The sequence below is a fragment of the Actinomadura sp. SCN-SB genome, assembly GCF_043906805.1.
In the GTDB taxonomy this organism is placed as follows: domain Bacteria; phylum Actinomycetota; class Actinomycetes; order Streptosporangiales; family Streptosporangiaceae; genus Spirillospora.
Map to the genome: position 1 here is coordinate 120,270 of NZ_JBIMPP010000009.1, position 22,670 is coordinate 142,939.

Genomic DNA, 22,670 nt, shown 5'->3' on the forward strand with positions numbered 1-22,670 from the left:
GGAACTTTGAGATGCGGCGACTTCTCAGCAGGCCGACCGCTCAAGGATTCTTCCTACATGCAGACGACGACCGAATGTCTCACGCTCGGCGACCTCCCGGCGCTCGCGCGTGGTTGCGCCGTCCTCGGCACCGGGGGCGGAGGCAACGTCGAGACGGGCACGCTGACCGCGGCCAAGGCGATCGCCGAGTACGGCGAGGTACCGCTGATCCCGCTGTCGGAGGTGCCCGATGACGGGCTGATCCTGCCGCTGTCGGGCATCGGCGCCCCGACCGTCGCCCACGAGATGCCCATGAGCGGGGAGGAACCGGTCCTCATCCGCGACGAGGTCGAGCGGCTGCTGGGCCGCCCGGTGGCCGCGGTGATGGCCTCCGAGATCGGAGGTTCCAACGGCGTCGGTCCGGTGGCCTGGGCGGCGCGGCTCGGGCTGCCGCTGGTCGACGCCGACGGGATGGGACGCGCCTTCCCAGAGGTCCAGATGGTCGCGATGTACATCGCGGACCGGCCGCTGGACATCGTGGTCCTCGCCGACGTGCAGGGCAACGTCATCGCGTTGCGCCCGGTGGACGCGATGTGGTCCGAGCGCATCGGCCGCGCCGTGTGCGTCGCCTGCGGCGGGTCGGCGCTGATGGCCGACTATGTGCTGACCGCCGCGCAGGCGCGCGGCGCGGTCATCGAGGGCTCGGTGAGCTCCGCGCTGGCCATCGGCCGCGCGGTCCGGGAGGGAGCCGAGCCGGTCGCCGGCCTGTGCGAGACGCTCGGCGCCACGGTGCTGCTCCACGGGAAGGTCATCGATGTGGACCGGTGGACGACCGGCGGGTTCGTCCGCGGCAGCCTCGTCGTCGACGGCACCGGCGAGCATCAGGGCCGGCTGCTCCGCGTGGAGATCCAGAACGAGAACCTCATCGCCTTCGAGGACGGCCGGCTGCGCGCGTCCGTTCCCGACCTGATCACCGTGGTCGACCAGAAGACCGCGGACGCCATCTCCACCGAGTCGCTCCGGTACGGGCAGCGGGTGTCGGTCCTGTCCTGGCCGTGCGACCCGATCTGGCGTACCGAGCGGGGCCTGGCGACGGTCGGCCCCCGGGCGTTCGGCTACGACATCGACTACACCCCCGTGGAGGAGCTCGCCCATGCCTGACCCCAAGAACAGGCGCCATGCCGAAGGGGGCCTGCGTATCGGCATCGACGTCGGCGGGACCAACACCGACGCGGTGGTCCTCGACCAGAACGGCACGGTGCTGACCAAGGCCAAGCGCCCGACGAGCTCCGACGTCACGTCGGGCCTCCAGGCCGCGCTGACGGCGGTGCTCACCGCCATCGGCGACGACGCTCACCGGCTGGACCGCGTCATGCTCGGCACCACGCATGCCACGAACGCGATCCTGGAACGCCGCGGGCTCGGAAGGGTCGCCGCCATCCGGCTCGGGGGCCCGGCCACCACGTCGGTGCCGCCGTTGCAGTCCTGGCCGCCGGAACTGGTGAAGGAGATCATCGGGGGTGCGACGGTGCTGCCCGGCGGAAACTACATCAACGGGACGCCGATCTCACCGTTGGACCCCGGAAGGCTGCGGGCGTTCCTCGGCGAGGTCGCCGGCGAGGTCGACGCCGTCGCGCTGACCGCCGTGTTCAGTCCCGCGTTCGACGAGCAGGAACTGGATGCGGCGGCGATCGTCCACGCGGAGCTGGGCGCGGACGTTCCCATCTCGATGAGCCACGAGATCGGGACGCTGGGGCTGCTGGAGCGCGAGGGCGCCACGATCTTCAACGCGGCCCTCTACCAGGTGGTCGGCGACGTGGCGAGCGCGCTGCACACGACGCTCGCCGCGTTCGGTCTGGACCTGACCACGTACTTCGCGCAGAACGACGGCACTCTGATGGCGGTCGACTACGCCGCCCGCTACCCGGTGCTCACGATCGGCTCGGGCCCGGCCAACTCGATCCGCGGGGCCGGGTTCCTCTCCGGCCTGAGCGACGCGGTGGTCGCCGACGTCGGCGGCACCTCCACCGACTTCGGCGTGCTGACCGCCGGGTTCCCGCGGGAGTCCAGCGCCGGGATCGAGATCGGCGGCGTGCGGACCAACTTCCGGATGCCCGACGTCCTGTCGCTCGCCTTGGGCGGCGGCACGATCGTCGGCCCGGCCGGAGAGGTCGGGACCCGGTCGGTCGGCCATCACATCACCGACCTGGCGCTCTCCTTCGGCGGCAGCACCCCCACCATGACCGACGCGGGCGTGTTGGCGGGACGGACCCGGCCGCACGGCGGGTCCATCCCGGAAGACCTGCACGGGGCGCTGACCACGGCGGTACGGCGGGCCGACGGGATGCTCACAGACGCGGTGGACCGCATGACGCTCGGCAAGACCGACCTGCCGCTGGTCGTCGTGGGCGGCGGGGCGTTCCTGGTGCCCGACGGGCTGCCCGGCGTGGCCGAGGTGATCCGCCCCTCCGACGGCGACGTGGCCAACGCCGTCGGTGCCGCGATCGCACTGGTCAGCGGAACCGTCGAGACCATCGTCCCGGCCGGTGACGGCCGCGGCGGAGCGATCGACGCGGCGATCGAGTACGCCCGGCGGCGGGCCGTGCAGGCCGGCGCCGACCCGACCGGAGTGGAGGTGGTGGAGGTCACCGAGGTGCCGATGAGCTACCTGCCGGAACCCGCGCTGCGACTGCGCGTCAAGGCCGCCGGTCCGCTGGGCAAGCTCTGACCGGGTCCCGAACGGCCCGCCGTCCGCGAACCCCGTCCACCCCTCCCGCGAACCCCTCCCACCCCACTCGCGGATCCCGTCCACCCCTCCCGCGAGCCCCGTCCACCCTCGACTGCGAACCCCTCTCACCGCAGGAGACCCTTGCCATGCTCAGGCACATACGAGTCCTGGCGATCGTGACGGCCGCGGCCGTCACCGTCGCGGGCTGCTTCGGCGGATCCGTCCGCGAGCCCGCCTCCGCCGCGCGCACGTTCACCTACGCCTACAACCTCAACATCGTCACCGAGTGGGATCCCGCGACCTCGTACTCCAACGAGATCATCGCGATGCAGAACATCTACGAGTCCCTGACCCGCTACGACGCCGCCACCCAGAAGGTCAAGCCGCTGCTGGCCACCAAGTGGACGTCCTCAGGGGACGGCACGACCTGGACGTTCACGCTCCGCGACGGCGTCACGTTCCACACCGGCGCCAAGCTGACCTCCACCCTGGCCAAGAAGGCGATCGAGCGCACCATGAAGATGGAGGGCGGCGCCGCCTACATCTGGAGCCCCGTCGAGAAGATCGAAACGCCGGATCCGCGGACGCTCGTGTTCCGCCTCAAGCACGCGGCGCCGATGGACTTCATCGCCGCCTCGGACTATGGCGCCTACATCTATGACACGGCCGCGCCCGGCGGTGGCTCCCTGGCGGACCACCTGGCCAAGGGACACGACACCGGCAGCGGCCCGTACACCGTCGGCACCTGGAGCAAGGGGCAGGAGGTCGAACTGCGGCTCCAGCAGTACAAGGCGTACTGGGGCGGGTGGGCGGGCGCTCACTACACCCAGGTCGAATACCGCGTCGTTCCGGAGGTCACCACCGCGTGGCAGCAGCTGCGAAGCGGCGACGTCAGCTTCGTGGCCCGGCTCAACCCGCAGTTGTTCGCCCAGGCGAAGGGCATCAAGGACCTGAAGACGCAGTCGACGCCCTCCTTCCAGAACCTCATCGCCTTCTTCAACACCGCGTCCGGGCCCCTCGCGGACCTGAAGGTCCGCAAGGCCGTGCAGGCGGCGATCGACTACGACGGCCTCGTGTCGGCTTTGAAGGGCTCGGCGGTCCCGGCGGAAGGCATCGTGCCCAAGGGGCTGACCGGACACGCCCCCGGCCTCGCGCGGCACCGGGACACCGCGGCGGCGACCAGGCTGCTGAACGAAGCGGGATACGGACCCGGCAAGAAGGCCCTGACGCTGGACCTCACCTACGCGCAGGGCGACGACAACCAGCAGACGTTCGTGACGCTGCTCAGTTCGGCGCTCAAGCAACTGAACATCACGCTTCAGGCCAAGCCGATGCAGTGGGACGCCCAGTGGTCCCGCGGCAAGTCCGGTGACCCCGGCGAACGCCAGGACATCTTCGTCATGTACTGGTTCCCGGACTACCCCGACGCCTACAGCTGGTTCCTGAACCTGTTCCGCTCCGCCGACCCTGTCGCGTTCAACCTCACCTACCTCGACGACCCCAAGGTCGACGCCCTGATCGACAAGCTGCCGCAGACGACCGCGATGGACCGGTCCGCGGCGAGCAGGTCGTACGAGTCCCTGCAACGCACCCTGCTGGTCGACCAGGCCGTCGCTGCCCCCCTGTACGTCCAGCAGTACCAGCGGGCTTACCGGGCGGGAATCGACGGCTACACCGACAACCCGGCCTACCCCAACGTGGTGTTCGTCCACAACCTGCGTCCCACCGGCTGACCCATGGCGCGCTACATGCTCCGCCGGGTGGGCCAGGCGGCCCTCGTGGTGGCCGGGGTCGTCGTCGTCACGTTCGTGGTGATGCGGCTGGTGCCCGGGGACCCGGCGGTCACCTACGCCGGCCCCCGGGCCTCCGCCCAGCAGTTGGAAAGGGTGCGCGAAGAGCTGGGCCTGGACAGGCCGATCGCCGCCCAGCTGTGGGACTACCTGACCTCGCTCGTGCGCGGCGACTGGGGAACCAGCCTGCACACCCGCCAGGACGTGCTGTCGGACATCTCCACCGCCTTTCCGGCCTCCCTGTCGCTGGTCGGCACCGCGATGCTCATCGCGGTGCTGGCCGGGGTGCCGCTCGGGCTGCTGGCCGCGCGGCTGCGGCGGAGCCCGGCCGACACCGCGGTTCGGCTGTCCTCCATGCTGGCGGTGTCGTGCCCGGTGTTCCTGCTCGCCCTCATCGCGCAGAACGTGTTCGCCACCCAGCTCGGCTGGCTGCCCGTCGCCGGAGAGTACGATCCCGCCCTCGACAGCACCAGCCCCCTGCGCGTCTACACCGGCCTCACGGTGGTCGACGCGCTGCTAACCGGTAACTGGCCCGTCCTGAGCAGCGCCCTGGGGCACCTGGTGCTGCCGTCGCTGGCGATGGCCGCCTACCCCACCGGCGTGGTCGCCCAGATGACCCGCGCCGCTCTCATCGAGGAGATGACGCAGAACCACGCGCGGCTTGAACGCGCCCTCGGGTTCTCCAAATGGCAGGTCCTGACGCGCTTCTCGCTGCGGCCCGGGTTCGGCCCGGTACTGGCGCTGCTGGCCCTGGTCTTCGCCTTCTCCCTGGTGAACGCGTTCCTGGTGGAGTCCATCTTCAACTGGCCGGGGCTCGGCCGCTACGCCGCCGACTCGATCCGCTCCTCCGACGCGCCCGCCATCGCGGGCGTCACCATCGCAGTCGCCTTGGCGTACGTCCTCCTCAACCTGCTGGTGGACCTCGCGCAAGCCGCCCTCGACCCCCGTGTGAGGCTCACATGACCCACACCATGACCGCCAAGGCGGCGGCCGCCGGACACCGTTATGGCACGGTGCGCAGGCTGCTGCGGCTCGCCCGCCGGGACCGCCTCGCCACCTGCGGGGCGGTGGTCCTGGCGCTGATCGTGCTCGCCGCCGTGGCGGCTCCGCTGCTGGCCCCGTACCCCGGCGACGGGACCGACGCGACCCACCCGGCGGAGGCGCTGCGGCCGCCCGGATCGGACCACTGGTTCGGTACCGACGGCGTCGGCCGTGACCTGCTCAGCCGCGTCCTGTACGGGGCGCGCACATCGTTGACGATCACGGTGACGGTACTGGCCCTGTCCTGCGTCGTCGGCGTGCTGCTGGGCGTCACCGCCGGGTACGCGGGCGGGGCCGTCCGCGACGTCATCATGCGGATCACCGACGTGTTCCTCGCCTTCCCGGCGTTGTTGCTCTCGGTCGCGCTGGCGGTGGTCCTGCCGCCCGGCGTCCAGGGGGCCATCCTCGCGATCACCGTCTCCTGGTGGCCCTGGTACGCGCGGATGAGCGCCGTCACCGCCACCTCGATCAGATCCCGCGGCTTCATCGACGCGGCCCGCTGCCTGGGCGTCTCCCGGACCCGGATCGCGCTGCGGCACGTCCTGCCCAACTCGCTGACACCGGTGCTGGTGCAGCTCTCCCTGGACGCCGCCGGCGTCATCATCACGGTCTCGGCGCTGTCCTACCTCGGCCTCGGACCGCGCGAGCCCACAGCCGAATGGGGGCTGATGGTCCAGCAGGGCCAGAGCCTGTTCACCACCGACTGGTGGGTCGTCGTGTTCCCCGGGCTCGCCATCGTGATCACGGCGTTCTGCTTCAACATGCTCGGCGAGGGACTGCGCTCCGCACTCGACCCCCGACGGGAGATCACCCGATGAGCCCCGTGCTGACCGTCGACAACCTGCGCGTGCGCGCCGGTGACCGGCTGCTCGCCTCGCTGGATGCGCTGGAGGTCGGACCCGGCGAGTGCGCGGCGATCGTCGGGGAGAGCGGCTCGGGCAAGACCACCACGCTGAACGCGATGCTCGGCCTCACCGACGACGGCCTGCGCGTCACCGGGAAGATCGTCATCGATGGCGTGGACGTCGTCACGGCCGGTGAGCGGGCACTGCGCCGGCTTCGCGGCTCGGCGGTCGCGCTGGTCAGCCAGAGCCCGCGGCATTCGCTCAACCCGACGATGCGGCTGGGAACCCTGCTGCGGCGGGCGCTGGCCCGGCACGGGCTGCACGGCGCGCCGGCCCGGAAACGGACCGAGGCGGCGCTCCGCAGCGTGCTGCTCGACCCCGGGCTGCTGCGCCGCTATCCGCATCAGGTCTCCGGCGGCCAGGCGCAGCGTTTCGCGATCGCGATGGCCGTCGCTCTGCGCGCGCGCGTCATCCTCGCCGACGAGCCCACCAGCGCGCTGGACGTCACCGTGCAGGCGGCCGTGCTGGACCTGCTGGCCCGTGTCCGCGGCGAGTACGGGATCGCCATGGTCTTCGTCTCCCACGACCTGGCCGCGGTGTCCGGCGTGGCCGACCGGCTCGTCGTCATGCGGGACGGCGGGGTCGTCGAATCCGGGCCCGTGGCCGCGGTCCTCGACCGTCCCACGGCCGACTACACCCGGGAACTGCTCGCCGCCGTCCCGGCGATCAGGAGGTGACCATGCTCAGCGCGGAAGGACTCACCGTCAGCTTCGGCCGGAACCGGGTCGTCCAGGCGGTGACCCTCGACCTGCCGGACGCGTCGGGCGGGGTGGCCGTCATCGGCGAGAGCGGATCGGGGAAGACCACCATCGCCCGCGCCCTGCTCGGGCTGGTCAGGCCGACGAGCGGGCGGGTGCTGTTCCGCGGCGAGGACATCGCCCGGCTCGGCAGGGAGGGCCGGGCCCGTTACCGCTCCGAGGTCCAGCCGGTGTTCCAGGACGGCGACGAGGCGCTGGACCCGCGGATGCGCGTCGGCGCCTCGATCGGCGAGGCGCTGCGGATCCGGCGCCGCCGCGGCCCCGGCGCGGGCCCGAGGGCGATGTCCAGGGCGACCCCGTCGGTGGCGGACCTGCTCGCGGCGGTGCTGCTGGACCCCGGCCTGGCGGACCGGCGTCCCCACGAGCTGTCCGGCGGGGAGCGGCAGCGCGTCATCATCGCGCGGGCCCTGGCGGTCGATCCGCGGCTGCTCATCCTGGACGAGCCGACCAGCGCGCTGGACGTGACCGTGCAGGCCGCCGTCCTGGACCTGCTGGCGGGCCTACGCGACGAGCGCGGCCTCGGCTACCTGCTGATCACGCACAACCTCGCCATCGTCGAGCGGCTCTGCCAGTACGTGCACGTCCTGTTCGCCGGGCACGTCGTCGAGTCCGGCCCGGCCGCCACGGTGCTCGCCGCCCCCGTGCACCCGTACACCAGGGCGCTGCGCGACGCCGTCCCGAGGCTGGGCGGGCCGCCCGTGCCGGTCGGCGGCACCCCCGAGGCGCTGCCCGCCGCCACCGGATGCCCGTTCCGGCACCGCTGCCCGATCGCCGTGGACAGCTGCGCCACCGAGATGCCCCCGGCGCGGCCCGTGGCCGACGGCCACCAGGTCGCCTGCCACGTCGCCACGGCCGCCGCCTCGCCGTCCAGCAGGACGTAGCGGCCGGGTAACCCCAGACCGTACGAACGGAATACGGCTTCCGCCGCTCGGCGGGGGCCGTATTGCCGAACGCGCCCTCTTCCGGACGGTCGTTTACGCCCGCACCAGATGCCGGGCCGCTCCACGCGACGCGCGTGGAGCGAACGACAAACCAGAAGGGGTCGCGATGCCGCGCCGTAATCGCGGGAGCACCGCACACAAAAAACGCAAGCGGAACATAACCATTCGTGGCGTGCTGTTGTCGGCGATCCTGGGTGCCGGTGTCGCGCTGTCGCCACTGAATCCGCTGGGCATGCCGCACGCCCCCGCCGAGCCTCCCGGCAAGAGCCGGGCGGACTGCCGGCCCGCCGCCACCGAAAAGGCGAAGTCCGATATACCGGACGCTTATCTCGCTCTCTATCAAGAGGCGGCGGCCAAGGAGGGGATCGGCTGGGACCTGCTGGCCGCGATCGGCAAGATCGAAAGCGACCATGGGCGCTCCACCCTGCCCGGGGTCCGCTCGGGACGCAACTCCGCCGGAGCGGCCGGGCCGATGCAGTTCGGCATCGGGGGCCGGGCGGGGAACACCTGGGGCGGCGCCCCGAAGCACCGCGCGGACGACTCCCCGTACGGCGCCGACGGAAACGGCGACGGCTGGGAGGACGTCTACGATCCCGCGGACGCGATCCTCGCCGCCGCCAGGTACCTCAAGGCCCACGGCCTCCCGGGGGACGTCCGGAAAGCCGTTTTCGCCTACAACCACTCACAGGAATACGTTGACAAGGTCCTCGACCAAGCCGTCGCATACGGGATCGGCGGCGCCTTCATCAACGAGGCGAAGAAACCGGACTGCGACAAGGTCGCGAGCAAGCGCGTGCGGCGCATCATCGGCTACGCGCTCGCCCAGCAGGGCAAGCCCTATCTGTGGGGCGCCGAAGGCCCGAACGCCTTCGACTGCTCCGGGCTCACCTGGCGGGCCTACCAGGCGGCGGGAATCCAGATTCCCCGCGTCTCCTGGGACCAGTACTCCAAGGGCCCCCGAATCGACCGGGCCGAACCGGGCGATCTCGTCTTCTTCGACCTCGGGCCCGGAAGCCGCCCGGGGCATCCCGGCCACGTCGGCATCGTCGCCGGCTACGGACGGATGATCGTCGCGCCCAACAGCGGGAGCTACGTGCGGATCCAGTCCTACACCGCGGGGAGCTTCAAGGCGGCGTTCGAGGGGTTCACCCGGCCCAAATGAGCGATGCCGAAGGCATCCGCTTCGTGAATCGCACGTTCTCGGCCAGTGGAGGCGCTGTGGCGGCCACCGCCACGGAACTTCTCCGGCCGATGACGGGCCACCGAACAGATCGCCCCGCTCTCGCAGCGGGGCGATCTTTTTCTGGCCCCTGGCATGGCGGGTGTGGCCATCCGGCGGCGGCACCGGACGGTCCCCTACGCCAGGTCTCCAGGCCGGGCCGTTACGCGCGACGCGCGCGGCGCACACACAAACCAGAGGGAGTGACACCGTGTCACACAGTATTCAGCAGCGCTTCGAGCGCACGACCAAGTCCTTCAGGCCCTATCTCAAGAGGGCGAGGGACATCCTGATCGCCCTCGCCGCGATCCTCTGCGGCATCCTCCTGGCGCTCGCCGTCCCCCCGATCCAGTTCGGGGGCGCCCAGGCCGCGACCTGTCAGCCGGCTGCCAGCCGGCACGCCACGGTCGACATCCCCCCTGACTTCCTCGCGGCCTACAAGCGAGCGGGGGAGCGCTACCAAGTCCCGTGGCCCGTGCTGGCCGGGATCGGCAAGGTCCAGAGCGACCACGGTCGCGTGGCCGTCACCGACGGCGAGCACGTCGGGCCCATGCGCATCCGGCTTGACACCGTGACGGGTGGCGTTCCGGTGCGCCCCGCGACCGGGGAGGGCAACGAGGTCGACGGCGACGAGAACGGTGTGATCGACCTCCTCACCCCGGAGGACTCCATCGCGACCGTCGCGTCGCGCTTCCAGGCGCACAGTTCGTCCGGGGGAGCCCAGGCGAACGCGACCAAGCCCGACCCTAAGGCCGGCGAGCTGGCCCGGCAGGCCCTCGAAGCGGCCGAGCTCTATGCGCCCGGCTTCAATCTGAGCGCTGCGATGAAGGCATGCGCCGCATGACCCGCCGGCTTCCATCCGGCCGCTGACGGGTCCTTGGAACGAAACGCCCCGCTCACCTGAGCGGGGCGTTTCTCCTGCGCTTCCCTTCCCGGCTCGGGGAGCCGGGTTGCCGCCCGTCATCGGCTGCGGACGGTTCTCACCGTCCGGTCTCCATGGCCGGGCCGCTCACGTGACGCACGTGAGCAGCACGCAAACAAGAAGGGCAAACAGAATGGACGGCACCTTTCTCGAGGTGTTCCCCGTGAAGGGGAGGGCGGCGCAACTGCTGCGGCATCCTCCCGGGATGACCTACTACCCCCGCTCGCCCAAGTCAGGAGCGTACGCGGCGGCTCGGCTGCGGCTGCTGCGGCTGGTGCGCGTGATGCGGGGCGTGCAAATCTCTGACGCCGACGGCGTCGTCGTGACCGACGGCCCGCTGCCCCGCTACTACGTCGGGGTCCGCACCGGCGTCACCACCGATCAGGCCAGCGAGCAGTTCTGGTCGATCGACCCGCAGGTGGACACCGTCAGCGCCGACTTCTGGAGGCGTCACGAGATCCACGTGATGGTCTCCGTGCGCTCCTGGTCGCCGGACGGGATTCCGCCCCGGTTTCTGGAGTCGCTGTGGCGCTTCGCGAGCGTCGCCGCCGCCCTGCACCGCTGGCGGAAGCCGAAGATTCGCCTCACCTTCGTCCCCCACCTGCCGCTGCTCGCCGGCGTCAGGCTGGCGCAGGCGCAGGCGCCGACCTTGGGGCTGGCGCGACGGATAACGGCGGAGGCGAACCGCGGCGCCGCACTGCTGGGCCGCGAGTTCAACAAGATCCTCTCCCGGATCGATGGACGGATCGGAAAGCACCCGGTAGCCGGTTACTCCATCCTCGACCCCACGCACCGGCCCGTGATGAGCTGGCAGGGACAGCAGGGTTCGCTCGACTGGCTGCCCGATCTGCTCCCGGCGGTGGCGCCGGGGCAATGGGATTCCACCGTGGCGGAGAGCGTGGCGGAGAGCATCGGCAACGGCAGTGTCGGGGCGTCCGCGGTTTTCGGATCCGGACCGCAGTTCGTCATCGGCGACAGCGGGATCGCCGGTCCGCTCCTCGAAAGCGCCCGGCAGAAGAGGCGGTACGACCTCGTGGGGATAGCGCCACTCCCCATGGTGTGGTTTCACGAACCCAGCGGCATCTACAGCGCCGGCAAGGTTCGGGACCCCTACGCCGGGCGGTACACGCCCCCCCAGTGGGAAGCGATTTTCCGCGGGTTCTACGCGCCGTGGGTCACGCCGTGACCCGCGGGTGAACTGATGTCCCGGTGACGCGGCCTTCGGTCGCGTCACCGGGACATCTTTCTCTGCGTGGGCCATGGCACCCGCGCGGTGGTTCGGAACGGTCTCAGGTGTCCGGCCTTCGAGCCGGACCGCCCGCGCGACGCGCGCGGGCGAACCGTACAAACCAGAAGGGATGACGACATGCCATCCGTGTACGAGGTGGTGGCGCGGTCCGGCGGACCACTGCTGCTCAACACCTGGGACCTGGCGAACCGGCCACCCGCGGGGATGCGTTACGACCCAACGGCGCGCACCGACGTCCAGAGGAAACTGAACGAACTGCTCGAACGGTTCAACGCCCACGGCGTTTCCGCCGCGGGTGACCTGGTGACGGTCAGCAACGCCGGACGGGAGCTCAGGTACGCCGGGGTCAAGATCGAACCCGGTGGCAACCGGCAGTTCTGGTGCCCGATCACGGGCCGGAATCCGTCGTGGCTGCCGGTCCTGCGGCTGGTCCTGCGCGTCAGGTCCTGGTCGCGAGACCCGGTCTCCCCGCTCAGGTGGGCGAGCGTGTGGCAGATGGCCTCGGTCGCCGCCGCGCTGCACCGGGGCCGCCAGGACAGCCCGATCGAGGTCGTGTTCCTCCCGGACTGGCGTCAGCTCGTGATGATCAAGGCGGCCAAGGCCGCGGCCAGGACGAGGCATCCCATCGCGGAGGAGATCAAAGCGGCTCTCAAAGAGACCCAGGCGGGGGCGCGGCGGCTGGTGGGCGGCTTCAACTCCGTCCTGCGCGCGGTCACCCCTCTCGAAGCCAAGGTGGAGCGATACCACATCCTGGACCCGACGATCGATGTCGCCCGCAACAGCGACTCCGGCAACCCACGCGCCCTCGCGCGGCTCGGCGCCGACTTGCGGGCGCAGGAGTTCAACCGCTGGGTGAACTGGTGGGCGAAGGCCAAGCTGCCCAGGGCCTGCCGGATCTCTTCGGGGGAACTGCTGCGCCCCCTGCGGCAGAACCCGGGCATTTTCATCGGCGACGCCGATGAGGTCAGGACCATCCTGAGGACGATCCCGGACGGGGCCGAGGGGCTGGTGCCGTTGCGCATGGTGCGGTTCAGGATCGAGGGCCTATCCGGGGAGCAGGGCCGGGACCCGTTCGCCCGACCGTACGTTGACGACGGCGGCCGGCTGATAAGGCTCGGCGACCTGTACCGCAGAGCGTACGCGCCGCGCGCGGCCCCGGGCGGGGCCGGGTAGGGCGCACCACTTCGATCCCGGCGGGGCGGCTCAGGCCGCACCCGCCGGGATTCTTCTTGTCATCGCCGTCCCGATCGGCACGGTCTTCATGTCGGCTCTCGAAGCCGACCGCGCGGGCGCAGCGCCCACGCGACTCAAACAAGAGGAAGGTGACTCATGTCACGACTCAGGTTCGGCCGGGCACCGGCCCTAGGCGGGTGGCTCGCCGGCGTGACGATGGCGACCGGGGCGCTGTTCGCCCTGGCGTTCGGAATCTTCGGCGTCGTGGATCTACGACTGCCGGAAGCCTTCGTGGTGCCGCTCATCGGTGGCATCAACATCCTCGGATGGAAGTTCTGCAAGGGATTGGTGTCCCGCGGTACGGGACTCGGCTCCGGATACACCAGCGAACGTCGAAGGCTGCGGGTGGCGCTCCTGGTGGTGCGGCTCGCCTTCACCACCGGCATCGGCGTCCTCGCGCTGGTGTACGCGGTGACGCCGGAAATCGAGCCCGTAACCGTGGGCGCGCTGGTCGCCTTCGGCCCCCTCACCATGGCTTTCTGCCGGATCTGGGCGCAGCGCCGCACGATCCGAGGGAAGATCGGTTTCTTTCCCTGGACGCTGGGGACCGGGGCCCTGGTGGTCGTCACTCCGTGGACCGGATTCGACCTCCTGGCCTGGGCCGCGGCCCTGGTGGTCGGGGCCTGCGTGTGGCACATGCTGGTCTGCTTCGCGCGGATCCACAAGGCTGGAGGGTCCGTCCTCACGGCAACGGGGATCGCCTACGTGCTGGCGTCCGGGCTGCTGCTCGGAATGTCGCTGGGCGCCTGCAACAGCGGGCTGCCCATGCTCGGTGACCTGTTCTCCGAGCAGTGCGGCGACGGGTTCGGTCTGACGCTCGCGCGTCTCTGGACACCCGTGTTGGCCGGACTGGTGCTGGCCGTCTCGACCATCCTGCTGTCCGCGGCGGCTCCGCGGATGCGGACCCGGAATCTCGGCCTGTTCTTCGCCCTGCTAGGTCCGGCCGCGGTCTGGGCCGGGATGGTCGTCGACGGGCCGGGTATCGCCGGTTCGAGCCAGCTGGTCTGGCAGATCGCGATCGGCTGCGTTCTCGTGGCCTGCGCCGCGGACCGTCTCCTCACCCCGTCCGACTCTTCCAGCGCACTCATCAAGGCACTGGACGAGCTCGGGTTGGGAATCGAGGACTCCGATGAGCCCGACGAAGACGACGAAGACGATGGGGACGGTGGTCGCGCATAGCGGCCGTCCAAAGGCCGCCGTGACGGCGGCTGCAGGGTCAGCTGCGGCGTTCCGTCGCTGACTTTCGATACCGCGTCCCGGTGGTACGGCCCTTGTGCTGTACCCCGGGACGTTTTTTGTGTCCGGCGCCTCCCGTCCGGCGCGCGGGACCGTTGAAAACTGCTTCCGATCCGCCGTTGTCGTTGTCGCGCTGTTCGGCACGGTCGTCGGTGTCGGCTCTCGGAGTCGACTCACCCGGGCGTAGCGCCTGGGTGACACAAATAATTCGGTCCGCGTATAGCGGCCAGTCCACGGTCAGCTGCGGTGCTCCGTCGCTGACTTTCGATACCGCGTCCCGGTGGTACGGCCCTTGTGCTGTACCCCGGGACGTTTTTTGTGTCCGGCGCCTCCCGTCCGGCGCGCGGGACCGTTGCTCACTGCTCCCGATCCGCCGTTGTCGTTGTCGCGCTGCTCGGCACGGTCATCGGTGTCGGTTCTCGGAGCCGACCACCCGGGCGTAGCGCCCGGGTGACGACAAACCAAAGGAGGGTGACGTATGTCACCGAACTCCGGATTCTTTCGCCGGCTGACCGGCAGAATCCACAGACTGATCGGGGGAGGTTTCATCCTCTCCGCCCTGCTCTTGCAGTCGGTCGGATACGCGGCGATCGCGGAACTGCCTGCCCTGCAGGCGGCCGCGTGGTACGCCACGGGAGGCGCCGTCGCGCTGACCCTGTGGAACATGCGTGCCGGACGACTCCCCAAGCGGGGGATGGGCCTGGGCATGTGGTGGCTGATCGTGCGAATGGCGGTCAGCGACGCCGTGATCTCGGTGAGCTTCCTCTACTCCGTGCAAGATCTGGACATCGGACCCGCCGCGGCGGCCGTCTCCTTCGGCCTGCTGATGGTCGACGGGGCGAAGTTCTGGAGGCATCGGACCACGTCCTGGGGACGCTACAAGATCGGCATCCGGGTGGTCGCGCTCGCCGCGATCCTCCTGGCCAACGAGCCGTGGAACGGGGAAGCCACCGTTCCCGGAGCCGTCGCAGCGGTCCTCAGCTGCTTCTGCTTCTGGAATTTCACGGTCGTCATCAACAAGATGACCCGCAAGGGTCTGGGCGACCAGGGAACAACCGCGGCCATGTGGCTGAGCACCCCCGCTATCTGGGGTCTGTTGCTGCTGCTCTGGGCCATCGAAGACTCGCTGAGCGCCATTCCCTGGCTCGGCCGCTTCGTGTCCGGCATCGCCGGCGACACCTGGCTGCCGCCGGAGCAGATCGGACTCGCGCTGGTTGCGGGCCTGTTCATCCTGTTCATCCCCATGCTCCTCCAGGTCCGGGGCTCGGCGCGGTTGTCGGCCGGGGATCTCGGCCTGTGGCTGCTGTCCGACTCGGCGATGGCGGCGGTGGTCGGCCTGATCGGGTCCGGTCTGGGGCTGATCGCGGCGTCCCACCATCCCTCACCCCTCGTGTGGACGGGGATCGCCATCCTCACCATCGCATCGGTGTTCAACACACTGATGCCCGACGATCCGCCCCGCCAGGGGCAGATCACCTGACGGCGGCGGAGTCCGCGGCCCAATGACAACGGCGGGGAGGAGTGATCCTCCCCGCCTTCCCCTTCGCGGAAACGGTGTCTCTTCGGCCATTGCCGATTCCCATCGGGTCGGCACGGTCCCTGATGCGCGGGCACATGCCACGCCGCTCCGGCTCGGCCGGGGCGAACAACAATCAAGAGGAGTGTCTTATGGCGTCACGCCTTAAGACCGTCCGATCCCCGCATGGGGGTCCGACGAGAATCATGACTCTCCCCGCACCGGGGGAGGGGCAAGTGGTCAAGCTGGCCACCGACTGGTTCCACCTCCGTGGGATCGCTCAGGTCCAGCGCAGTGCCGACCCAACTGCGCGCTGGTTCGCCAAGGCGGCGGCCAAGCAGCACCGGAAGCTTCAGGATCTGGTGAGCTACCTCCAGGTTCCTGGCGCCGGCGTGCTCGACGAGGCCCTGCTGCGCGTCGACGGCAACTCCCTGCGGGCCTTCGTGGGGTGCGAGGTCGCGGGAGCCGTCCACTTCTGGACGGTGCTCGGGAACCTCCCCAAGGAGCCGCTCACGGCGTTCGACGAGCTGAACACCGTCACGGGCGGATGCCTCTGGAGCTCTCAGGGGGCCCAGGTCACCACCGCGAGCGGCCGTGGCTTCGACCTTGTCGGCCAGGCATCCAGCGCCATGCTGAACGAAGAGGTCAGGGAAATCAGGTGCGCCGACGGGCCCACGGGCTACGAGGCCGAGATCTCCGAGCGCCTCAACCACGGTCTCGCCGCCCTCGTGCGGGGAGCCCGCGGTCCGCGGCTCACGGTGACCCTGGACGTCCCCAGGGAGCACTACCTCCTCTACATCCATGACGCCGCGCGTCGGGGACTCATCCCGCTCCGCCTTCGGCAGTACTGGGGTAAGAGCGTGCTCAGCCACAGCTCGATGATGGTCGAGTACAACCTGGGACGGCTCAACGAGTTCTTCTCCAACCGGAGTGGTGCCCCGCGCGCCATTACCCGGAGCCGCGAACTGGAGCGGGTGGCCCCCCGGATCCTGGAGCAGTTGCTCCAGGACGAGGTCCCGCCCCTGGGAGAGATCGTGGACTTCGGGACGAAGGACCCGGTCTGGCGCCTCCTGTTCGACTCGCTGGGAACTCCCCAGACGGTCCAGCAGGTCAACGGGTACGCCTACTCGGCTGCTCTCCTCAGGCTGGCGCTGTCCGGCAGGAGGACCAGTCGCCTCGCCTTGGAGCACGACACCGGCTCCGAGGCGAAGATCTACGACAACGTGGCGAGGGTGGCGAAGAAGAACCCGCGTCTGCCCATCAACGCCATCGCGGTCTTGTCGGCCGAGTCGTTCATCGCCGTCACCGAGGGCAGCGAGGACGAGCGGCCCGGGACGTACCACAACGACCCGGGTCATCGTTTCCTCACCCCTAAGGGGCGGGAAATCGAGATGCGTGAGCTGCTCCGGCGGCTGTACCCGTCTTGAAGGTGAGGTCACCACAGTGACCTCGTAGCGAGACGATGCCCTGGTTGGACCGGCGATCGCCGTTCCACCAGGGCATTCTCTGATCGAGTGGAGCGTCGGAGGAAGATCCTTTTTCGGCTCTCAGTGATAGATTTCTGGGCGGATGCCCTGTCTGTCGCGCGAGAGGGTCCCCATGAGCCCTACCGGTCCAGGCATGCCACGGCTCCCGCGGGCGATTGTCCTTCCCGCGATCCTGGTCTCGGCGGTGCCGCTGGGATACGGGCTGGCCGCCCTTCCCTTCCCGGTGTCGGCGGGCGCATTGGCGGGGCTGCTGCTGTGCGACGCGCTGGTGCAGCGGAACCGGCGGCGGACCGGGGTCGACGCGGCCCTCACCGCGTTCCCGCTGGCGGGCGCGGGCCTGCTGGTCGCCGCCGCCGCGCTGGCCAACGGCACCGCCGACGCGGCCCAGGTCGCGGTGCTGGCGGTCGCGGCCGTCGTGGTGTACGGGCTGGTGAGCCGGGCGATCACGATCGACTCGCTGGCGGCGGTGGGCTGCGGCGTCGCCTACGCGCTGCTGACGCTGCGCGGCGTGCACACCGGGCAGCTGCTGTGGCTGCTTCTCGCGCTGGTCCCGGTCGGCGTGCTGTACCTGCGCACCCGGCTGTCGAGGCCGCGGCTCGGCTCGGTCATCGACCAGTGCGGCGCCGCGATCGTGGCCGTCGACCCGGACGGCCGGATCGTCGTCTGGAACGCGGCGATGGCCGAACTGGTCGGGGTGCCCCGGGAGCACGCCATCGGCGGTTTCGCCACTGACTTCTTCCAGCTGGTCGCCGAGGACGGCGCCCCCACCCCCCTCACCATGGGGCTGCGCGCCCGGGCCAGGCTGGCCACGTGCACGGGACGGCTGCTGCGGGTCGAGGTCACGTCCTCCAGCCCCGCGCAGGCGACGGCGTCCGGTGTGCTCACCGCGGTGTTCGTCGACCGGTCCGCGCAGGGCGAGGCCGATCGGACGCGGAACCTGCTGCTGAACTCCGTCCGCCATGAGCTCTTCGGCTCGCTCACCACGATCCGCGGGCACGCCCAGTTGCTGGAGGCCGGGGTGACCGGAACGGGCTCGCCGCAGGCGATCCTGGACGCCACCGAGATCATGGCCCGGGTCACCGAGGACCTGATCCGGACCGCCGGTACCGGGGCGGCCGCGGCGGTCCCCACCGCGCGGACGGAGGTCGTCGACCTGCCGCCGCTGCTGCGCCGGACCCTGCGCGGCGTTCCGGCGGTGGCGGCCCGGACCACGGTCGCGACACCGCCGGAGCTGACCGTGCTCGGTGACCCCGTCCGGCTCCGGCAGTGCCTGCTGATCGTGTTCACCAACGCCGACAAGTACGCGCCGGAAGGAGAGATCGCCATCACCGTGCGCGCCCAGGGTGGGCACGCGGTGGTGAGCATCGCGGACAGCGGGCCCGGCCTCTCGCCGAGCGAGCGCCGCCGGGCCCCGGAGCCGTATTACCGGTCGCCCGCGACCCGCTCCCGCCCCGGTTCGGGAATGGGGCTGCACATCGCCGACGTGACGATGCGGGCCATGCGGGGCGGGATGCGGCTCGCCGCCGCGCCGTCGGGCGGGCTCGAAGTCGTCCTGTGGCTGCCGCTGTCCGCCGAACCTCGTTGACGGCGCCCGGCCTCGCCGGGTGGGCCGCCGGTCAGGGGGTGCGCAGGGCGGACAGCGCGGCGCGCAGGTCGGCGAGGTCGAACGGCTTGGCCAGGACCCGGGTGGCGCCTCCGCCGTAGGCGTCCACCGGCGTCCGGTCCGCGCTGATCACGAGAACCGGCAGCCGCGCCGTCCGCGGATCGGCGCGCACCTGGGCCAGCAGGTCGGCGCCGTCCATGTCCGGCAGCATGCGATCAAGGATCAGCAGGTCGGGCGGCGGCGGGAGGGCGAGGCGGGATCGCCCCGCGGCGCCGTCCGCGGCCACGCTCACCTCATGCCCGCCCCGCACGAGGATCGTGCGCAGCAGCCCGGCCACTCCCGCGTCGTCGTCCACGATCAGCACCCGCATGGCGGCAGAAGGTATCAGGACCGCCGCGCGGCGAACACGGATATCATCTGGTTGTGGCACGGGTCCTGGTGGTTGACGATGATCCGAGATTCGTCAGGGCGATCGTGCGGCTGCTGCGCGGACGCAAGTACGAGGTGGAGTCCGTGCTCGACGGCGAGTCGGCCCTTCGGGCGCTGCGCCGGGGCAACTTCGACATCGCTCTGCTGGACGTCAACCTCCCCGACATCGACGGGCTGTCCCTGCTCCATCAGTTGCGCGACGAGGGCAACCATACCCCGGTCATTCTGCTGACCGTCCACGGCCGGGCGCACGAGCAGGCGCTGGGCCTGCGGCTGGGGGGCGACGACTACATCCCGAAGCCGTTCGACGCGGAGGTGCTGGTGGCCCGCGTGCAGGCGGTGCTGCGGCGCACCGCGGTCGGTGGCCCGTCCTCCGGCCCGGCCGAGCGGCCCCCGGCCACCCGCGAGGACGTGCTGGAGCTGCCGACGGTGCGGATAGACCTCACCGCCCGGCAGGTCTTCAAGGACGGCGTGGCCGTCAGGCTCGCCCCCATGGAGTACGCGGTACTGGAGTTCCTGGCCGTCAACCGCGGCAGGGCGGTCGCCAAGGAGGAGATCATGCTGCACGTGTGGGGGATCGAGCGGCGGGCCTCCCGGACGCTCGCCGAGCACATCTCCCGGCTGCGCCGCAAACTGGGCGACGACGTGATCATCACGCAGACGGGGTTCGGGTATCTGATCCCGGCGGCTCCGACCTCGCTGGACTCCGTAACCACAACTCCGTGACCAGGGCGTCCTCGCCCTCCAGCCGGCACCACATCTGCTCGCCGCGGGCCTGCATCGCGGCGCGCCAGCGAACCACCCCGAGGTCGGGGCCGACCTGGTCGCCGTCGCGGGACGGCCAGGGCAGCCCGATCCGGCCGCGGATCTCCTCCAGGGCGGCCCGGCCGAGGTTCGCGGAGACCGAACGCACCGTGTGGACCGCGAAACCGTCCTGCCTCCGGACCGAAATCCGCTGGCGCAGCGGCGTGCCCATCAGCGCCTCGTGGGTTCGGGCGGCGTCCCGCACGATCCGCTCGGCGAGGTTCTCGCCGTGCCCGTCCTCACCGAGGTCGGTGCACACGTCGAACAGCCCGCCGATCGCCGAGCCGAGCAGCTCGGCATCGTCGGCGTAGTCGGCCCCGTCCCCGGACCCCTGGGCGGAGCGCTCCGACAGCAGCCCGGCCGCCACGGCCGCGATGGTCAGCTCACCCGCCACCCGATGGGCGAGCCCCCGAGTGAACCGCTCGTGCCAGCTCTCCGGCCCCCCGCCGCCGGAATCGGCCAGGAGCACCGCGACGGCCCGGTCCAGCGGAATCGCGGTGAACCGGCCGTGGGTGAACATCCATTGCCACGTCAGTGCCTGCCCGGCCGCCACGAGCGCCTCCCTGCTGAGGCGCGGCGAGCCGCCCAGCACGTCTCCGACGTCGCGTGGCTGGGTTCCGCCTCGGGCGCGCACGATCAGAGGCGGCATGGTCAACGCGCGCATCGGCAACGGGCCACCAACCCCTCAGACGGCCCGTGCGGCGGACCGGTCGGCCACGGCCTGACGCAGCGCCGCCCGCAGGTCGGTGCCGTCCTTGACCGCCCGGACGTACAGGCCGGTGAGCTGCCCGGCGAGCTGGGCGTTCAGGCCGCCCTCGCCGATGCCGCCGGACAACTGGTGCTCCTCGACCGAGACGACCGCGGTGTCGCGCTCGACGAGGACGTCGATCGCGTGCACCGGGTTCATCGCGTTGGCCAGGAAGACGGCACGGTCGCTCGAATACTCGATGATCTCAAGCCGCTCCTTGCCGAAGGCCCGGTTCAGGAGGCGTTCGGCGCCCTTGAGCCGGCTCGCGCCGCGCCCGATGCAGGCGCCGCGCGCGTCGACCCGGCCGTTCGTGGGCGCCACAGCGATCTTTGCCTTGCTTCCGGCGACCCGGGCGATGCTCTTGATCACGACTTCGCCGGTGCGCAGCTCGTCGACGAACCCGGACAGGAGGCGCTCCACCAGCTCGGGGGCGGTGACGGACAGCAGCAGCCGCTGGTCTCCGCCGGGTGTCGCCGCGTGCACCCCCACGACCAGTGCGATGAGCGTGTCTCCCGCGACCAGCTCCGGCGGCGCGGCGCCGTCCGGGAGGTCGTAGGCGTCGGCGCGGGGCAACTGCGCGTCCATGGCGTGGCCGGTGGCGGGGTCGTAGACGGCGCAGCGGAACCCGTCGGGCCCGCTGGACTTGATGTGGGCGGTCACCGTCGTCCCGACCATCGGGGACTCAAGCCCGAGATCACTCAAGATCGTTCGCACCGGTGATCCTTCCATCCGTGCGGGCGCACTGCGGCCCCGGCCCCTACCCGCATCCTATGTACGTACGGTCCCGCTCACCTATAGAGTCCGCTCCGCCGTGGGAATGGCAACGTCGTATCTGGGCCGCCCGGCGTCCGCGCGTGTCACCGTCCGCGCGTGTCACCGTCCGCGCGTGTCACCGTCCGCGCATGACGCCGTCACCAGCACCGCAACACCGGCACACCGATCGTTCAACACCGTGTCAACGCCTCCGCGGCGCGACGGCTCACGCCCGCACCGGGCCACCACCGGCGCAAACCCCCACCGACCTGGGAGAAAGTCGCCCGGGAGTATGCCGGCCCGGTGTCCGGACGCGGGCCGCGGCGGTCGCCGCTGCCCGTCAACATCTTCGGCTCGACAGGACGGGTACCCCGCGGACAGGCCATGCTGTCCGGGTGGGCATCGAACGGAGGGGCACGATGGACCGTATCTTCCGGCCGGCCGGCCGGCAGCCTGACGTCACGGGGTTCCACGACCGCAACGCCCGGCTGTTCGCCCGGCGCCGGGAACTCCTGGAGCGGATCGATCGGCTTCGCGAGCGCGTCGCCACCGGCGAGTTCGGCGCGCTGCCGGAACTGGTGCTGCGCCGGGCCGAACGCGAGCTCGACGAGGTGACCGCGAAGCTCGTGCAGGAGAACTACGGCCTGGTGCGGCGCTACGTCGCACTGTTCACCTCCAAGTCCTATGAACACTGTGAGGACTTCGAGAGCGCCGGCAAGGTCGGGTTGCTGTGGGCCATCTCGACCTACGATCCCGCCCGCGGCTCGTTCGCGAGCTGGGCGTTCAAGCCGATCCAGAGGGAGATCCTGCGCGCGGTGCGCGACGCCGACCACCCGAACCTCAACCCGGGCGACTTCGAGAAGCGCCCGATCATTCTCGCGGCCGAGCGCGCCCTGCTGGAGGAGGCCGGCGCGGACGCCGTCCTCGACTTCGCCGCGATCGCCGAGCGCGCCGGGGTGTCGGTCGCCCAGGTCCGGCGGGTGCTGGCGCCGCCGCGGCTCGACAGCCTGTACGCGGGCGGCGCCGCGCCGGACGAGGAGGACGACTCCCGGGAGGAGCGGATGGCCGATTCCGTCCCGTCCATCGAGGAACAGGTCCTCCTGCGGTTCCAGCTGGGGGTCATCCGCTATGAGGGGTTGCCGGCCCTCGATTCCCGCGAACGGTACGTCCTGACGCGACGGTTCGGCCTGGACGGCGAGCCGGAGCAGCCGTTCCGTGTCATCGGGGAGCAGCTCGGGCTGTCCCGGGAGGGCGTACGGCAGATTCACCGCAGAGCTCTGGCCAAGCTGCACCAGCGCCTCGAAGACGCGGTGTGAGACGCAGCGGGAC

At 70.8% G+C, this 22,670-nt stretch carries 20 protein-coding genes; 17 read left to right on the top strand and 3 right to left on the bottom strand.

Annotation, left to right across the window (positions count from 1 at the left end):
- The first annotated feature begins 57 nt into the window (after positions 1-57).
- The 15 genes from ACGWYJ_RS08450 to ACGWYJ_RS08520 all read left to right on the top strand — a co-directional run bounded on the left by ACGWYJ_RS08450 (position 58) and on the right by ACGWYJ_RS08520 (position 18,589).
- On the top strand, positions 58-1,140 hold the full coding sequence (locus tag ACGWYJ_RS08450; protein ID WP_285700554.1) for a DUF917 domain-containing protein: 1,083 nt from the start codon (positions 58-60) through the stop codon (positions 1,138-1,140).
- A complete protein-coding gene (locus ACGWYJ_RS08455) occupies positions 1,133-2,707 on the top strand; it encodes a hydantoinase/oxoprolinase family protein (RefSeq protein WP_285700553.1) in 1,575 nt (524 codons plus the stop codon). The genes ACGWYJ_RS08450 and ACGWYJ_RS08455 overlap by 8 nt, the downstream gene beginning before the upstream one ends.
- A 146-nt stretch (positions 2,708-2,853) precedes the next feature.
- Entirely contained in the window at positions 2,854-4,440 is a 1,587-nt protein-coding gene (locus ACGWYJ_RS08460; RefSeq protein WP_395105119.1) for an ABC transporter substrate-binding protein, read from the top strand.
- Positions 4,441-4,443: 3 nt separating this feature from the next.
- Positions 4,444-5,460 (top strand): ABC transporter permease, encoded by a 1,017-nt coding sequence (locus tag ACGWYJ_RS08465; protein WP_395105120.1) that lies wholly within the window; start codon positions 4,444-4,446, stop codon positions 5,458-5,460.
- A complete protein-coding gene (locus ACGWYJ_RS08470; protein WP_395105121.1) occupies positions 5,457-6,356 on the top strand; it encodes an ABC transporter permease in 900 nt (299 codons plus the stop codon). Before ACGWYJ_RS08465 ends, ACGWYJ_RS08470 begins: the two co-directional genes overlap by 4 nt.
- Positions 6,353-7,120, top strand: a complete 768-nt coding sequence (locus ACGWYJ_RS08475; protein WP_395105122.1) for an ATP-binding cassette domain-containing protein — start codon at positions 6,353-6,355, stop codon at positions 7,118-7,120. Before ACGWYJ_RS08470 ends, ACGWYJ_RS08475 begins: the two co-directional genes overlap by 4 nt.
- Before the next feature lie 2 nt (positions 7,121-7,122).
- Positions 7,123-8,082 carry an ABC transporter ATP-binding protein gene (locus ACGWYJ_RS08480; RefSeq protein ID WP_395105123.1) on the top strand — a complete coding sequence of 320 codons (960 nt, stop codon included), beginning with the start codon at positions 7,123-7,125 and terminating at the stop codon, positions 8,080-8,082.
- A gap of 232 nt (positions 8,083-8,314) precedes the next feature.
- Positions 8,315-9,304 (top strand): NlpC/P60 family protein, encoded by a 990-nt coding sequence (locus ACGWYJ_RS08485; RefSeq protein ID WP_395105124.1) that lies wholly within the window; start codon positions 8,315-8,317, stop codon positions 9,302-9,304.
- A gap of 268 nt (positions 9,305-9,572) precedes the next feature.
- A complete protein-coding gene (locus ACGWYJ_RS08490; RefSeq protein ID WP_395105125.1) occupies positions 9,573-10,205 on the top strand; it encodes a hypothetical protein in 633 nt (210 codons plus the stop codon).
- Between the two features lie 211 nt (positions 10,206-10,416).
- On the top strand, positions 10,417-11,469 hold the full coding sequence (locus tag ACGWYJ_RS08495; RefSeq protein WP_395105126.1) for a hypothetical protein: 1,053 nt from the start codon (positions 10,417-10,419) through the stop codon (positions 11,467-11,469).
- A 180-nt stretch (positions 11,470-11,649) separates the two neighbouring features.
- Positions 11,650-12,705, top strand: a complete 1,056-nt coding sequence (locus ACGWYJ_RS08500; protein WP_395105127.1) for a hypothetical protein — start codon at positions 11,650-11,652, stop codon at positions 12,703-12,705.
- 156 nt (positions 12,706-12,861) lie between these two features.
- On the top strand, positions 12,862-13,944 hold the full coding sequence (locus ACGWYJ_RS08505) for a hypothetical protein (RefSeq protein ID WP_395105128.1): 1,083 nt from the start codon (positions 12,862-12,864) through the stop codon (positions 13,942-13,944).
- Positions 13,945-14,479: 535 nt separating this feature from the next.
- Positions 14,480-15,481: a hypothetical protein gene (locus ACGWYJ_RS08510; protein WP_395105129.1), complete on the top strand. Its 1,002-nt coding sequence runs from the start codon at positions 14,480-14,482 to the stop codon at positions 15,479-15,481.
- A 272-nt stretch (positions 15,482-15,753) separates the two neighbouring features.
- Positions 15,754-16,944, top strand: coding sequence for a hypothetical protein (locus ACGWYJ_RS08515; RefSeq protein WP_395105130.1), 1,191 nt, complete (start codon positions 15,754-15,756; stop codon positions 16,942-16,944).
- A gap of 193 nt (positions 16,945-17,137) precedes the next feature.
- A complete protein-coding gene (locus ACGWYJ_RS08520) occupies positions 17,138-18,589 on the top strand; it encodes an ATP-binding protein (protein ID WP_395105131.1) in 1,452 nt (483 codons plus the stop codon).
- 31 nt (positions 18,590-18,620) lie between these two features.
- Here ACGWYJ_RS08520 and ACGWYJ_RS08525 read toward each other — a convergent pair whose 3' ends face one another.
- Positions 18,621-18,977 carry a response regulator gene (locus ACGWYJ_RS08525; protein WP_395105132.1) on the bottom strand — a complete coding sequence of 119 codons (357 nt, stop codon included), beginning with the start codon at positions 18,975-18,977 and terminating at the stop codon, positions 18,621-18,623.
- Between the two features lie 53 nt (positions 18,978-19,030).
- Here ACGWYJ_RS08525 and ACGWYJ_RS08530 point away from each other — a divergent pair, with 53 nt between their 5' ends.
- Positions 19,031-19,762: a response regulator transcription factor gene (locus tag ACGWYJ_RS08530; protein WP_395105133.1), complete on the top strand. Its 732-nt coding sequence runs from the start codon at positions 19,031-19,033 to the stop codon at positions 19,760-19,762.
- On the opposite strand, the gene ACGWYJ_RS08535 is transcribed toward ACGWYJ_RS08530, so the two are convergent.
- The gene (locus ACGWYJ_RS08535) at positions 19,689-20,504 is read right to left on the bottom strand and encodes a hypothetical protein (protein ID WP_395105134.1); all 816 of its coding nucleotides are present in this window, start codon (positions 20,502-20,504) and stop codon (positions 19,689-19,691) included. The two genes, ACGWYJ_RS08530 and ACGWYJ_RS08535, sit on opposite strands and share 74 nt — an antisense overlap.
- 21 nt (positions 20,505-20,525) lie before the next feature.
- Complete coding sequence (locus tag ACGWYJ_RS08540) at positions 20,526-21,302, bottom strand: hypothetical protein (protein WP_395105135.1); 777 nt, start codon at positions 21,300-21,302, stop codon at positions 20,526-20,528.
- Positions 21,303-21,760: 458 nt separating this feature from the next.
- Here ACGWYJ_RS08540 and ACGWYJ_RS08545 point away from each other — a divergent pair, with 458 nt between their 5' ends.
- Entirely contained in the window at positions 21,761-22,657 is an 897-nt protein-coding gene (locus tag ACGWYJ_RS08545; protein WP_395105136.1) for a sigma-70 family RNA polymerase sigma factor, read from the top strand.
- Positions 22,658-22,670: the final 13 nt, after the last annotated feature.

Coding starts and splice junctions, on each gene's coding strand:
- ACGWYJ_RS08450 (WP_285700554.1), top strand. CDS start 58: ATGCAGACGACGACCGAATGTCTCACGCTCGGCGACCTCCCGGCGCTC.
- ACGWYJ_RS08455 (WP_285700553.1), top strand. CDS start 1,133: ATGCCTGACCCCAAGAACAGGCGCCATGCCGAAGGGGGCCTGCGTATC.
- ACGWYJ_RS08460 (WP_395105119.1), top strand. CDS start 2,854: ATGCTCAGGCACATACGAGTCCTGGCGATCGTGACGGCCGCGGCCGTC.
- ACGWYJ_RS08465 (WP_395105120.1), top strand. CDS start 4,444: ATGGCGCGCTACATGCTCCGCCGGGTGGGCCAGGCGGCCCTCGTGGTG.
- ACGWYJ_RS08470 (WP_395105121.1), top strand. CDS start 5,457: ATGACCCACACCATGACCGCCAAGGCGGCGGCCGCCGGACACCGTTAT.
- ACGWYJ_RS08475 (WP_395105122.1), top strand. CDS start 6,353: ATGAGCCCCGTGCTGACCGTCGACAACCTGCGCGTGCGCGCCGGTGAC.
- ACGWYJ_RS08480 (WP_395105123.1), top strand. CDS start 7,123: ATGCTCAGCGCGGAAGGACTCACCGTCAGCTTCGGCCGGAACCGGGTC.
- ACGWYJ_RS08495 (WP_395105126.1), top strand. CDS start 10,417: ATGGACGGCACCTTTCTCGAGGTGTTCCCCGTGAAGGGGAGGGCGGCG.
- ACGWYJ_RS08500 (WP_395105127.1), top strand. CDS start 11,650: ATGCCATCCGTGTACGAGGTGGTGGCGCGGTCCGGCGGACCACTGCTG.
- ACGWYJ_RS08505 (WP_395105128.1), top strand. CDS start 12,862: ATGTCACGACTCAGGTTCGGCCGGGCACCGGCCCTAGGCGGGTGGCTC.
- ACGWYJ_RS08510 (WP_395105129.1), top strand. CDS start 14,480: ATGTCACCGAACTCCGGATTCTTTCGCCGGCTGACCGGCAGAATCCAC.
- ACGWYJ_RS08520 (WP_395105131.1), top strand. CDS start 17,138: ATGCCACGGCTCCCGCGGGCGATTGTCCTTCCCGCGATCCTGGTCTCG.
- ACGWYJ_RS08525 (WP_395105132.1), bottom strand. CDS start 18,977: ATGCGGGTGCTGATCGTGGACGACGACGCGGGAGTGGCCGGGCTGCTG.
- ACGWYJ_RS08535 (WP_395105134.1), bottom strand. CDS start 20,504: ATGCGCGCGTTGACCATGCCGCCTCTGATCGTGCGCGCCCGAGGCGGA.
- ACGWYJ_RS08545 (WP_395105136.1), top strand. CDS start 21,761: ATGGACCGTATCTTCCGGCCGGCCGGCCGGCAGCCTGACGTCACGGGG.